Origin of the sequence: Afifella sp. JA880, from assembly GCF_025379905.1 — a bacterium.
Taxonomy (GTDB): domain Bacteria; phylum Pseudomonadota; class Alphaproteobacteria; order Rhizobiales; family Afifellaceae; genus Afifella; species Afifella aestuarii.
In genome coordinates this window covers 78448-91720 of sequence record NZ_JAOANH010000003.1, presented here as the reverse complement: position 1 = coordinate 91720, position 13273 = coordinate 78448, and the positions used below count along the sequence as shown (strand labels likewise).

The 13273-nt window shown below is 62.7% G+C and carries 9 protein-coding genes and 1 pseudogene; 6 read left to right on the top strand and 4 right to left on the bottom strand.

Translation table 11 applies throughout. From position 1 onward, the window contains the following. Window positions 1-790: 790 nt before the first annotated feature. The 6 genes from NYQ83_RS13475 to NYQ83_RS13450 all read left to right on the top strand — a co-directional run bounded on the left by NYQ83_RS13475 (window position 791) and on the right by NYQ83_RS13450 (window position 8887). Entirely contained in the window at window positions 791-2125 is a 1335-nt protein-coding gene (locus NYQ83_RS13475) for an ABC transporter substrate-binding protein (protein WP_261215296.1), read from the top strand. Further along, window positions 2122-3093: a carbohydrate ABC transporter permease gene (locus NYQ83_RS13470; RefSeq protein ID WP_234629186.1), complete on the top strand. Its 972-nt coding sequence runs from the start codon at window positions 2122-2124 to the stop codon at window positions 3091-3093. The genes NYQ83_RS13475 and NYQ83_RS13470 overlap by 4 nt, the downstream gene beginning before the upstream one ends. Continuing rightward, complete coding sequence (locus NYQ83_RS13465; protein ID WP_261215295.1) at window positions 3087-3947, top strand: carbohydrate ABC transporter permease; 861 nt, start codon at window positions 3087-3089, stop codon at window positions 3945-3947. The genes NYQ83_RS13470 and NYQ83_RS13465 overlap by 7 nt, the downstream gene beginning before the upstream one ends. 149 nt (window positions 3948-4096) lie before the next feature. Continuing rightward, window positions 4097-5515 carry an NAD(P)/FAD-dependent oxidoreductase gene (locus tag NYQ83_RS13460; protein ID WP_261215294.1) on the top strand — a complete coding sequence of 473 codons (1419 nt, stop codon included), beginning with the start codon at window positions 4097-4099 and terminating at the stop codon, window positions 5513-5515. A 125-nt stretch (window positions 5516-5640) separates the two neighbouring features. Next, the gene (locus tag NYQ83_RS13455) at window positions 5641-6783 is read left to right on the top strand and encodes an ABC transporter ATP-binding protein (protein ID WP_261215293.1); all 1143 of its coding nucleotides are present in this window, start codon (window positions 5641-5643) and stop codon (window positions 6781-6783) included. A gap of 406 nt (window positions 6784-7189) precedes the next feature. Beyond that, complete coding sequence (locus NYQ83_RS13450; protein ID WP_261215292.1) at window positions 7190-8887, top strand: hypothetical protein; 1698 nt, start codon at window positions 7190-7192, stop codon at window positions 8885-8887. A 41-nt stretch (window positions 8888-8928) separates the two neighbouring features. Here NYQ83_RS13450 and NYQ83_RS13445 read toward each other — a convergent pair whose 3' ends face one another. The 4 genes and pseudogenes from NYQ83_RS13445 to NYQ83_RS17840 all read right to left on the bottom strand — a co-directional run. Then, on the bottom strand, window positions 8929-10140 hold the full coding sequence (locus NYQ83_RS13445; protein WP_261215291.1) for a thioesterase domain-containing protein: 1212 nt from the start codon (window positions 10138-10140) through the stop codon (window positions 8929-8931). 42 nt (window positions 10141-10182) lie between these two features. Continuing rightward, window positions 10183-11823 carry an amino acid adenylation domain-containing protein gene (locus NYQ83_RS13440; RefSeq protein ID WP_261215290.1) on the bottom strand — a complete coding sequence of 547 codons (1641 nt, stop codon included), beginning with the start codon at window positions 11821-11823 and terminating at the stop codon, window positions 10183-10185. Between the two features lie 165 nt (window positions 11824-11988). Further along, the gene (locus NYQ83_RS13435; RefSeq protein ID WP_261215289.1) at window positions 11989-12951 is read right to left on the bottom strand and encodes a hypothetical protein; all 963 of its coding nucleotides are present in this window, start codon (window positions 12949-12951) and stop codon (window positions 11989-11991) included. 42 nt (window positions 12952-12993) lie between these two features. Beyond that, window positions 12994-13227 (bottom strand): annotated as a pseudogene (locus NYQ83_RS17840) (polysaccharide biosynthesis/export family protein); the annotation flags it as partial. Window positions 13228-13273: the final 46 nt, after the last annotated feature.

The following is a 13273-nucleotide window of genomic DNA, read 5'->3' as shown; positions in this document are numbered from 1 at the left end:
CAGCGCTTGTCTTTTTTCATTTGCAAAGCACAATTTATTGCCCGCCGTTTCGGGTCGGAGCTACCGTAGCGTAGGGCCTTCTCTCGGATGCTGCTGTCCTGCTTTTCTCGGAAAAGCCAAAGAATGCAGGTTTCGGAACTCGCGAATGCTGCGTTGCAGCAATATTGAGCACGGCGAAATTTCCGCCTTGACACTCCGCCGACGGCAATGTTGTCTGACGTCTAATGGAAAGGGTCACCTCTTTTCAGCGACTTTGACACCATGCCAAAGGGGTTGGCGCGATGGGCTCAGGCGAGATCAGTGTTGCTGCGGCAACCCCTGTCGACGCCGGGCGCAACTTTGGCGCGGTGGCAGACGCAAACTGCTGCGCGCGTGCTTCCGCACAGCTCGCCAGCGCCCTGAAGGCTCGCAAGTCCGCCGATAACGCCGGTTTCCAGGCCTCTCTCCGTGTGCCTGCGCAGGATTTTCCACGCGCCTCGGAGGCGGCCCATGTCCGCCATGACGGCAGTCGTTGGGCGCGGGGAGCATGCGCGCTGCATTCGCTGCGACCTGCAATCGGTTCTCGATCCCGACGCTCGAACGCGGGCTGCCGCCCCTATGCCGCCGTCGCCTCTCGCTCAAAAGATGTCAGACTAGTTTTGCCGCAAACCCATTTGCCTTGCGGATGCGTGCCCATTGGGCGCCGGCCGCTCGATGTGCCGGCGGCAGCCCGGAATGGCCGCCTCGCCGACAGAAACCTCGCCCGCGGGGCGATGCGAACAATGGGTTCAACCGCACTGAAGGAGAAGCAATGAAGCATCCACTGAAGGCCGCGGTGATGGCAGGCGTCGCCGTCTCCGCACTGACCCTTTCGACGGCCGCGGGTTCGGCTGCACCGCTGAAAGAGGTCGTAGTGGCCGATCCCGACGCCCCTGTGACGTATGAGGGGACGATCTCCGTCCTCACGAAATTCGGTCTGGAGCAACTTTCGCCGTTCTTTGTGGATCTGGCGAAGAAATATGAAGAGCTGCATCCGGGCGTGACGGTCGAGCTCGACCAGGAGAGCGACGACAGCGTCAAGGGCAAGACGAAGACGCTCGTCGCCTCCAACTCGCTGCCCGACATCTATTTCACCTGGACTGGCAATTGGGGCCACAATTTCGTCCGCGGCAACCGCGCCGTCGATCTGACGAAGGTGATCGGACCGGGCACGGAATGGGGCGAGACCTTCGCGCCGGCTGCCGTCAAATCGTTCATCTACAACGATAAATATTTCGGCATCCCGCTTTATCTCGACGCCAAGTTCATGGGCTACAACAAAGCGATGTTCGAGAAGGCCGGCATCGACAAGCCGGAAACCTTCGACGAGCTGATCTCCGCCTGCGACGCGCTCAAGGAGACGGGCGTCACGCCGATCTCGCTCGGCAACAAGGAAGCCTGGCCTGTCGTTCATTATGTCGGCCAGCTGCTTGCCTACAACGTGCCGCAGGCGACGCTCGAGAAGGATTTCGATCCGGAACAGGCGGAATACGCGCATCCCGGCTACGTGAAGGCCCTCAAAGAGTTCAAAGAGATCGAAGAGCATTGCACGGACGGCGCCTCGATGAACGGCACGTCCTATGCGTCCGCTCTGCAGGCGTTCAGCAACGCTCAGTCGGCGATGTACTATCAGGAAATCCTGGAGTTCGATCAAAGCGCGACGGAGGATTCTCCTCTGAAGGTCGAGGATTTCGGCTTCTTCCAGCTGCCGGCGCCGGCCGATGCGGAGGGCGATCCGAAGGCCATCGAGGGGGCGCCGGAGGGCTACATGATCAATGCCCGCTCCTCCAACATCCCGCTTGCGATCGACTTCATGAAGTTCGTGACCTCGCCTGAGAATGCCAAGATCGTGTCGGCACCCCCTTACGGCCAGCCGACCGCGGTCAAGGGCGTCGTCAACGAAGAGGTGTCGAGCCCGACCGTTGTCGAGGGCATGCAGGATATCGCCGAGGCGTCCTACCTGATGCCCTGGCTCGACACGGCCAACACGCCGCATGTGGCCGCGGCGTGGCTGACCAGCCTGCAGGCGCTCGCCGGAGATACCATGACCCCGGAAGAGGTCGTGGAGAAGGTCCGGGAGGCGGCCAAGGCGGAGGCCCGTCGGTGAAAACGACAGGTTCGGATCTGGGGCGGCTTTCCGTCAGCACCGGAAACGAAGATGCGCTTGAAACGGTGGCAGGTGGACGCTGGCGCGTCCACCTGCGCAACGCCGCGTCGCTTCGCTGGGTGGCGATCTCGCTGATCGTCCTGTGTTGGTTCGTCTATTATCCGATCGTCGACAATTTTCTGATCAGCACGACCGAGGAAGACATTTTTACCGGCGAGGTCCTGCATGTGGGGCTCGCCAATTACGAGCGGCTGATCAACGACCCTGTCGTCTGGCGCGCGCTCTGGAACAATTTTGCCTATGCCGGGCTGTCGATCGTCTTCCAGGTCTTCGGTGCCTTCGTTCTGGCGGCGACCATCGAGGGGCTCGCAAGCGATCGCTGGCGGCGTTTCTGGCGCGCGGTCTATTTCATTCCCTCCGCCATTTCGATCACCGTCACCGGCCTTCTCTTCTATTTCATCTACCAGCCCAAAATCGGCCTCCTGAACGCGGCCCTCGAGAATGTCGGGCTCGGTTTTCTCATTCAGCCCTGGCTCGGCAGCGAACACACGGCGATCTACGCCATCATCGCGATGAGCCAATGGCAGGGCTTTGGCTATTCGACGCTCTTGTTTGCTGTCGCGATCCAGAAGATCCCGCGCGAATTGTTCGATGCGGCTATCATGGACGGGGCGGGCCCGATCCGGCGGCTGTGGAGCCTCACCTTTCCGCTCACCCGCGAGATGACCGGTCTCATGGTCATCGTCACCATCACCGGCGCCTTCCAGGTGTTCAACGAAGTCATGGTGATGACGGGCGGCGGGCCGAACAACAGCAGTCAGGTCCTGGGAACCTGGCTCTATCAGCAGGGCTTCATCGAGAACAATTTCGGTTATGGCGCGGCGATCGCGGCGGTGGTCTTCGTCGTCACGCTCCTCACCGGCATCGCCCAGCTCTGGTATACGAAGCGGCGGAGGGTGCAATGGTGAGCACGGAAACGGCGGCACCCGTCAAGGAAACCAGCATCTGGACGCCGCTCTCCAAGGCCTTCCTGTGGTCGTTCCTCATCTGCCTCGGGATCGTCGTCGTCTATCCGCTTCTGTGGATGGCGATGAACGGCTTCAAGAACAACGTCCAGATTTTTGGCGACCCGTTCGCTTTGCCCACGCATTGGTCCTGGCGGAACTACGTGCGTGCCTGGAACCAGGGTGTGCGCGATTATGTCGTGGTGAGCGTTCTCGTCACGGTCGCGTCCGCGATCTGCACGGTCATGATCAGCGCCTGGACGGCGTTCGGGCTGACGCGCAGCAAACTGCCGGGCAAGCCGATCGTTCTGATCGTGGTTCTGGGCGGCCTGATGCTCAGCCCGACCGTGGCGCTCATTCCGCTCGTCAAGATGTTTCAGGCGCTCGGCCTCTACAACTCCTTCTGGGCGCTCATCATCCTCTACACGGCGTTTCGCGTGCCGTTCACCACCTTCCTCATTCGTGCCTACATGCTCGATCTGCCGAGCGAGCTCGACGAGGCGGCGACGATGGATGGTGCGAGCGAAGGCCAAAGGTTCTGGCGGATCATCCTGCCGATGTGTCGGCCGATCATCGCGTCTTGCATCATCCTGCATGTCTTGTTCGCATGGAACGAATACATCTTCGCGATGGTGTTCACGAGCGGCACGGACATGACGACTTTGCCGGTCGGGCTGACGGCCATCATGGCCAAGCACGGCACTGACTATTCCGTCGTCTTCGCCGCGATGACCATCTCGGCTTTGCCGATCGTCATCATCTTCTTCGCGACCCAGCGCTACTTCATCCGCGGTCTTGCCGAGGGCATCGGCAAATAGGCGATGGGCGCGAGGGATCTTCGATATCTCGGGGGCCGGCAGGGGTCTGTCGTTGCGGACGGACTTGCCGCGGCCCCGGTCGCAAAGTCCGACTGCCTGACCGCGTCGTCCGGGCTTCCGCAATTCGTCGTTACGGCTAGGAAAATCTGATGGCCACAATCACTTTGAGGCAGCCGAGTGCCGCGCAACCGAGCGACCGGGCATTCTGGCTCCAGGATATCGGAGCGGATGCGGCAACGCCGCCGGTGGCGGGGAGCGTAGGCGCCGATATCGCCATCGTCGGGGGCGGGTATACCGGCCTGTGGACCGCCTTGCGGATCAAGGAAACCGCGCCCGACACCCGGGTCGTCCTTCTGGAGGCGGATTTCTGCGGTTCCGGCGCGTCGGGGCGAAACGGCGGTCAGGTGCATTCCTGGTTCGCCGAGATCGATCGGCTGAGCGCGGTCGTCGGCGAAGAGGAGGCCCGAAGTCTCTGCCTTGCCTCCGTCGATGCGATCGCCGAACTCGACGAGCTGCAGCGTTCCGGTCTCGTCGATATGGATCTGAGGCTCGACGGCTGGCTGTGGACGGCAAGTTCGATCGCGCAGGAAGGTGCCTGGGCGAAAGCCGTTGCCATGACCGAGGCGGCGGGCGCCGATCGTTTCGAGCTGCTCAGCGCAGAAGACATCGAGCGGCGCACCGGGTCGAGCGCATCTTATGTCGGCGTCGTCGAGAAAAACGCCGGCACGGTGCAGCCGGCGAAGCTGGCGCGCGGTCTTCGCGATCTCGCGATCTCGCGCGGTGTCACGGTCCATGAGCACAGCCCCGTGCAGGAGATCGCCCCCGGCGCGCCCTCAAAGTTGCGCACGCCGAACGGCGTGGTCGAGGCCGATAAGGTCGTGCTGGCGGCGAACGCCTGGCTGTCCGCCCTGCCGGAACTCAGGCGCCATATGTATGTGGTCGACAGCCGGGTGATTGCGACGGGCAGGACGCCCGACACGCTCGATCGCATCGGCTGGCGAGACGGGGCGGCCATCTGCGATTCCCAGGACCAGGTGCTTTATTACCAGCGGACGGACGAGGGGCGCGTCGTTCTCGGTCGCGGCACCGGCGGCGTCGCGTTCCGCGGCGATTTCGGTGCGAGTTTCAACCGCAACCCGCAGGGGGCCCGCGATAATGTGCGCGAGCTTCATCGCCTCTATCCGCAATTGCGTGGTGTGCCGATCGAATTCGACTGGGCCGGGCCGATCGACTGCGTGCCGGAACATGTGCCGGTGTTCGATCACCTGAAGGGCCACCCCAACATCTTCTTTGGCATGGGCTACAACGGCACGGGCATCGCGCAGGCGCCGATCGGCGGCCGTATCCTCGCGAGCCTGGCGCTCGGTCACAAAGATCGCTGGAGCCAGTGCGGGCTCGTGGGCCTTGCCGGACGTGCGAGCCTGCCGCCGGAACCGTTCCGTTATATCGGCGCGAAGCTCGTCGGGGCTGCGATCAACCGCAAGAACGAGGCGGAAATTCGCAACCGCGTTCCAGGTCCGCTGACACGTCTGGTGATCAAGCTGATGCCGGGCGCGTCAGAGCATTGAGCCGTGTCGAAAGAGCAGGCCGGGTGAGGCTTTCGCTCCGGCCGGGTTGTGAGAGAAGACGATTTTGGATTGCCCGGTGCCGCGCGAGGCAGCGCCACCGGAACGAAGCAACGAGGAAGTAAGCCATGGTGGGTGTTGCGCTCAAGCAGGTGAAGAAATCCTACGGCAATCACGAGGTTCTTCACGGCATCGATCTCAATATCGATCCTGGCGAATTCATCGTCTTCGTGGGGCCGTCGGGTTGCGGAAAATCGACCCTGTTGCGCGTCATCGCGGGTCTCGAGGAAATGACCTCCGGTGAGTTGCGGATCGGCGGCCGGCTCATGAACGACGTGCCGCCCGCCAAGCGCGGCATCGCCATGGTGTTCCAGTCCTACGCGCTCTATCCGCATATGACGGTCTACGACAACATGGCCTTCAGCATGAAGATTGCGCGCGAGAAGAAGGCGAAGATCGACGCGCGCGTGCGCCAGGCGGCGGAGATCCTGCAGCTCACCCCCTATCTCAACCGGCTTCCCAAAGCGCTTTCCGGTGGGCAGCGGCAGCGGGTCGCCATCGGTCGTGCGATCGTCCGCAATTCGGAGGTCTTCCTGTTCGATGAGCCGTTGTCGAACCTCGACGCAGCCCTGCGGGTGGCGACCCGTATCGAGGTGGCGAAGTTGAAGGAATCTCTGCCCGACACGACGATGATCTACGTGACCCACGATCAGGTGGAGGCGATGACCCTGGCCGACCGTATCGTGGTGTTGAAGGACGGCTTCATCGAGCAGGTGGGGACGCCGGAAGAGCTCTACCGAGAGCCGACGAACTTGTTCGTCGCCCAGTTCATCGGCTCACCGGCGATGAACCTTCTGCGGGCACGGATCGAGGAACCCGGTCCGAAAACGCTCATCGCCTATGCCAACGGCACGAAGATGCAGGTGCCGGTTCCAACGCCCGCTTCCGCCAAAGGGGCTGCCGTCGATGTCGGTGTGCGGCCGGAGGAGCTTCGCATCACCGAGGGCGAGCACATCTTCGAGGGCGTCGTCGATTATGCGGAATATCTCGGTGAGGTGCAGCTCGTCTATTTCAAGACCGAGGATGAAGAGCATCCTTTCATCGCCAAGCTTCCCGGCAACGTGCATGTCGAGCGCGGGGCGCGTCTCAAGCTCGGGGCGGATGTCGGCAGCCTGCATGTCTTCGATGCCGAGGGTCGGGCGTTTCGCGGCAAAGGCGGGACGGAAGGCGAGGGGGCCGCGCGTCCGTCTGTGATGGCAACGCACTCCTAGACGAGAGACGTATCCCGCGGCGGATGGTTTTCGCCACCCGGACCGGGTCTCGCGGCCGCCCGGCCGCCTGCGTTTCCAGTTTTCCGCTCCCGGCGCCGCGATGACCACGCCGCGCGCTGGGCCCCGCCGGTTGGCTTCTCCTGCTCGCCGCCCTTCGGCGTTTGTCTGGATTTCCCGGGCCTCTACCGGCGCGACGCCTTCCGAGACGCCATTCCTCCCGTTTGAGCCGTCATCGCTGCTTCCTGGTCCCCGGCTGGCTCCGGAAGGCGGAGTTAGGCGTTCTGGACCGTGAAAGCGGCTAAGTTCTAATTTTATCCAATAATTTCTATAAGTTTTTTGTAATTATCTTATGGTGAAGTAGAGTAAGCTCTATGATCTAAAGTTAACCAGAACATAACTGGTCGCAATGATGGCAGTTTCTTATCTCATTTCTAACAATCTGCGTGCCCTTGGTGGCCTCGAGTTTTTGCGGGCGGTCGGGCTCTGCTTCGGTCTCTTCGGCGCAGGTTCCGCCCCGGCATCAACTCCAACGGTCAACAACGGTTGGATTGATATGGCCTCCACGACACGCACGGGTGCGCTCACCGTCGATTTGAAGAGTGCGATGAGCGCCGATGCGTTCGTCGATACGATCGGCGTCAACACGCATCTGAACTGGACGGACACAGCCTATGCCCGCGCCGGGCTCGTCGAGAGCGAGCTCGCCTATCTCGGTATCGACAATCTGCGGGACGTCATCCCGCTCGATTTCCAGGCAAAGGTCTATGAGGATTTCGCGGCCAAGGGGTACGACTTCAACTTTCTCGTTCAGGTGGTCGACGGGACGCCTCTGATCGATCAAGGGGTCAAGACGGCCGCCGAATTTCTGAAAGCCCATCCGGGCAGCATCGACGCGATCGAAGCTCCCAACGAGATCAATCTCTGGCCCGCCAGCCTTGCGGGCAAATCGGGTCTTGCCGCCGGCAGCTCGATCCAGGCGCATCTTTATCAGGCGGTGAACGCCAATGCCGTCCTTGGCGATGTTTCGGTGGTCGGTCTCTCGGTGGCCTATGCCAACGAGAAGCTGATGACTTCGCTCGGCGATCTCTCGAAATGGGCCGATTACGGCAACGCCCACATCTACTTTCCGAACTCTTCGAAGCCTCAGGAGCAATGGGATACCATTCTTGACGCAAGCCGGATTCCAACCGGTGACAAGCCTGTCGTCGTGACGGAGACCGGCTTCTACACTCTCGCCGACACCACGATGGGCGTGAGTGAAGAGGTGCAGGCGAAACAGATCCTCAACGTGCTGATGGATGCGGCCGAGGACGGCGTCGAGAAGACGTATATCTATCAGCTGATGGACCCCTACAGCGATCGCAACCTCGATCCGGAGAATAATTGGGGGCTTTTCAACGCCGATGGCTCGCCGAAAATGGCGGCGACGGCTCTGCACAATCTGACGACGATCCTCGGCGACAATTCGGATGTTTCGGCGACAGTGCAGGGGACGCTGCAATACGGGATCGAAAACCTTCCCGACACGGCGAAGCATATGGTTCTGACGGAGGCCGACGGGACGGTCGATCTCGTCATCTGGAACGAGGAATTGATCTGGGACAGTGCGACGGCCAGCGAAAAGCCGGCTTCCGCCTATGTCTCGACGGTGACGGTCGAAAGCACGGCGGACCTCTCCGTCTACGATCCCATGATCAGCGGCACCGACGCGATCGCGCACACCGAAGACGGCAAGCGGGTTTCCTTCGAACTCTCCGATCATCCGATCGTCATCGAGATCAGCGACTATGACGGCGCAGTGGTGTCGCCGGCCGGCGGATCGCTTCCCGTCACACCGAAAGTGCCGCCGGCCGCGCCCGCCGGGCAAGATTCCTCCACGGGGCCGCGGAGCCTCTTCGGGGCGTTTGCAGCCCGCGCCGAGCAGCGTGGCGCGTCGGCGGCGGGTGAAGATCACGAGCCCGCCAGCGGTTTCATTGCCCACGCCGTCTCGCGGTCCGTCGCCAGCGCCGATCTCGGATTGGGCGTCGAGGCCTTCGACCATGCCGCGCACGGATTGGCCGATATCTTCGATGATGTGCTGCAATCGGACTGGCTGACGTTTTGACCGGCTTTTGATCGAGGCGAGAATCTCTCGGCCGTACCGGGTCAGATGATCTGCGGCACGGGCGGGGGACAATCCGGCTCGGGCAGGTGCGCGCTCCAAACCTCCTGGGATGTGTCCTCGGTGGGGCTGTTGCAGCGGGAGAGCGCCTCATCGAGGGCGCGCGCCATCTGGTCGAGGCCGAGGCCGCTCCAGATTTCCGTGTGGGTGCCTGCCACCCGTGCGTGGCTGAGGTTCCCCTGGACCAGCCCGGTCCAACCGAAGGCCTGGTCGATGAAGCGACTTTTCGGCTGATCGTCGCTCCAGATGGCGAGGACATCGCCGGGGTAATCCTGCGTCGCGTGCCTTTCGCCCGCGGCGTCGATCGCCCTGAAGATCGCAAGGTCCTCCGGATCGAGCGCCTGTTCCGGCTCGTTCATCATACGTCGAATGAGATTGCGCGCAGAGATCAGGCGCCGGCGCACCGTGTCGCTCCGTCGGTGGAGGTCGCGGAGCCCGGATATTCCGTTCGGCAGCGCCTCTCTCAGATGGGCCGAGGCGCGATGCAGGAAGAAGGCCGTTCGCCCGAGCATCGTCCCGCCGCCGGCGCGATAGCCCGGCGCCCAGCCGTCTACGACGATGACGAGAGGGATGGTCTCGCTCGCCTCTTTCAGCTGGCGCGCGATTTCGAGCGAGAGACGTCCCGCAAAGCAGAAGCCGATGAGGATATAGGGGCCCCGCGGGTGCGCATGGCGGATCGCGGTGACGAAATGCGCCGCGATTTCCGAATAGGACTGGGAAAGAGGATCGACCTCATCCGGCATCGGCACGGCGAGGAAGGGCTGGTCGCGGCCGAGCCTTTCTGAGAGCTCGCGGTAGATGACCGTATCGTGCACGGCGACGATCGGAATTCGGGAGCCTGTGGGCTGGAGGGCGATGGCGCGCGCCTGCGGCTCGCTTTTCGCGGCGATGATTCCGGCAACCGCCGTGACGGTCGGGGCGCGATAGAAGGTCTCGAGCGGAATGTTGCAGCCATAGAGCCTGCGGATCTGCGCAAGACAGCGATAGGCGGTGAGCGACGAGCCGCCGAGAGCGAAGAAATCGTCGTGCGGCCCGATCTCCGTCACATGCAGGAGGTCTTCCCACGCCGCCAAAAGTGCAGCGGTGATGGGCGCGTTCCCGCAGGCAGGATCGGACGATCGCGCCGGGGCGTCATCGCTCTGATAAGGCTCTTCCGGTTCAACGAAAGCGCCCTCCGGGAAGACGTTCTCAGTCAAGGTCGGGCTCCCTGAGATGGTGCCTGGTCGCGCTGTCCTCTCTCATGCGGCCTCTTCCCTCGCTGCCTTGTGCTGGGCCGGCGCCATGGCCGGGTCGCCGCCGTTCTCGCTGGACGGGTTTCCGGGAGGCTCAAAAAGCGTTGCGAGAAGTGCCGCCCGGTCGAGCTTGCCGTTCCGGTTCACCGGAAATCTTTCCATCACGATCAATCTTGCGGGGACGGCCTCCGGCGAGAGGGTCTCGCGCAGCCTTGCCATGATCGCCGCCTCGTCGGGCCAAGCCTGCGCAGGCCGCAGGAAGGCGACGACCTGCTTTTCGCCGGGACGGATCTCGCGCACCGACGCGACCGCGTCGGCGACGTTCGGCATCTCCTCCAGGATGGCTTCGATCTCGGACAGCTCGACGCGTTTGCCGTTGATCTTCACCTGCAGATCGGCGCGTCCGACGAATTCGATGTTTCCCGCGGCATTTCTGCGCACGAGATCCCCGGTGCGGTAGAGTTTCGCCCCGCTCTCTTCGGCAAAGGGATCGTCGAGGAACGACCGCTCGGTCCGCTCCTTGTCGGCGAAATAGCCGAGCGCCACGCCGAGGCCGCCGGTGTAGAGTTCGCCGACCGCGCCATCCGGGACTGGATGCATGTTGCTATCCAGAATATGCGCCGTGGTGCCGGAGATCGCCTGGCCGATCGGCGCCGGAGACGGCAGCGGGCCCGTCGATGGCAGTGTGTAGGTGGTGGTGAAGGTGGTGTTTTCCGTCGGACCGTAACAGTTCACCAGATGCACGTGCGGGAGCAGTCGGCGCGCCTTTTCGGCATGTGCGACGGAGAGAACGTCGCCGCCGGTCAAAATCTGCCGGAGGGGTGCGATATCCTCGGGCACCTCTTCGATCATCAGATTGAAGAGACCGGAGGTCAGCCACAATGTGGTGACGCCATGGCGGCGAACGGCCTCGCCGATATCGAGCGGCGAGGGCTTCGGATTGTCGACGAAGGCGAGTGCGCCGCCATTGAGAAGCGGTGCCCAGATCTCGAAGGTCGAAGCGTCGAAGGCGAGGGGGGCGAATTGAAGGAAGACCTCGCTGTCGTCCATCCGGGCGTAGTGGGCGTCTTTCACCAGACGCACGATGCCCCGATGGGGGACCATGACGCCCTTCGGCGTGCCGGTCGAGCCGGACGTAAACATGATGTAGGCGAGATCCTCCGCGCCGGGAGGAGGGCTTTCGAGGCGAGGGTCGGCAGTGTCGATCCGCTCGGCCTCATGCTGCGGACAGACGACGTCGCCGCTCCATTCGGTGCCTGCGGGAAGGCGGGCGAGCAGCTCTTCGTCGGCCATTGCGAGAGGCGCGTTCAACCGTGCGAAGAGCGCGCCGATCTGGCCGTCGGGCAGGTTCGGATCGACTGGCACATAGGCGGCGCCAAGCTTCAGAATGGCAAGATAGACCGCCACACTGGCCGGCCTCTGGAGGGTGAGGGTCGGGACGAGATCGCCGTGTCCGACGCCCCGTTGCCTCAGAACCTGGGCGATGCGGTTCGACCATTGGTCGAGCGCGAGATAAGTGATCGGGCCGCCGTCTGCGAGAAGTGCTGCGGCGGCGGGGCGCCGGGCAACCTGCTCGGCAAAACAGCTGACGACGGAGCGAGAGGCGGTCGATGCCTGGGAAATTCCAGCGTCATCTTCCATTTCCATAGGCCCTATCGGCCGCCCGGCCGCCCGCTCTGTCTGAGCTCGATTGCTGCCGCCGAACAGTGCTGCAAGCCTGCCGGCACCTCGTCCCGTGAAAGCCATTTTGCGTTCCTGTTGTTCGTTTCGAATGACGGCGAGGCGTCGTTTGGAAATTCCGCCGCCGTGCGATCAGTTGAGTTGCGTTGTGAAAAGCTCCCGCGGCAGCTCCAGCTTCACCTCGACGACATCGCCCGGCATCAGCCGCGCATCTTCGGAGGCGGGCATGCTCTGTGGCTCACCCTCTGGATCGCTGCGGTGGATGATGATCTCCGCGGGGGCGTGGCGGCGCACGAGGTCGGACTGCAACAGGCCGGCGTAGAGGAGTTTCTGACCCGCGGAGCGCAGCCCTGTCCGGGTCGTCTCCAGTTCTAGCCGGGCATCTTTCAGAGCTTCGAGCAGGGTCACCTCGCGCTCGGCGTCGAGGGTGTCGTAGCGGCGCGCGAGCCCGTCGCGCTCGACAGTCGCCCGCAGCTTTTCGACTGTGGTTTCGAGCTGCTGGCTGCTCGTCAGCAAGATGGCTCGGCGTGCATCGCTGATGCGCGTCGATTGCGCGAGGCCCTTCTTGTCCAGCTCCTTCAGATTGTCGAGTTCCGCTCGGGCTGCCGCCAGTTCAGCAGTCTGCATGTCGTCCCGCTCTTCCAAAGTCGCGATCTGGCGCTCGGTCTCCTTGAGGGTCTTGGCGAGCTGCTCGCGGTCCAAAACGTGATCGGAAAGGTCGAGGGAGAGCTGCTTTTTCTCCGTCCGCAGGATCTGGGAGACGAGTTCAGGGTCGACGGGGACGGTGGGAATGTCCGTGTGCCCGATGTCGTCGCGTCCCTTCAGCTCGGCTTCGAGGCGCCATACGGTCGCCTGCTGATGCGCGAAGGCGATCCACAGAGCTGCGTAATCGGTGCGGGCATTCTCCATCTCGATGAAGGGATCGGCCTGCCGCAGCCGTGCCACGTCGTAACCGCCAGCCAGCGTCACCGCCTGGCGGACCGTGAGATCGGGGCGATACGTGACTTCGCCCGGTTTGCCCACATCGCCGTGAACGTAGACGGGGCGGCTCGCAATGAGATCGAAGAAGACGTCCTCTGCCGTGATCGATACCACCTGCCCATTAGGATTTTGTAGTTTTGGACGATAACTTTTCCCCGGTGCATCGTGTTTCAGCCGCGTGCGCACCTGTGAGGGCGAAAGCCCTGAGACTTTGATGTCTCCAAAGAGAGGTAGTGAAACGACACCGTCTTCTGCAACCGTGGTGCGTCGCGTCAGATCCTGAACCCCAGTGACCGTCATTTCTACGGTGTCGCCGGCTTGCAGCAGGAGTTCGTCAGCCGCAGATACGGTGGTAAGCGAAAGCAAAAGAATGAGAACAACTAGTTTCATTAGCTTTCTCGCGCATTTAAACTTGTGGAGAAAGTGCGGCTCGAGA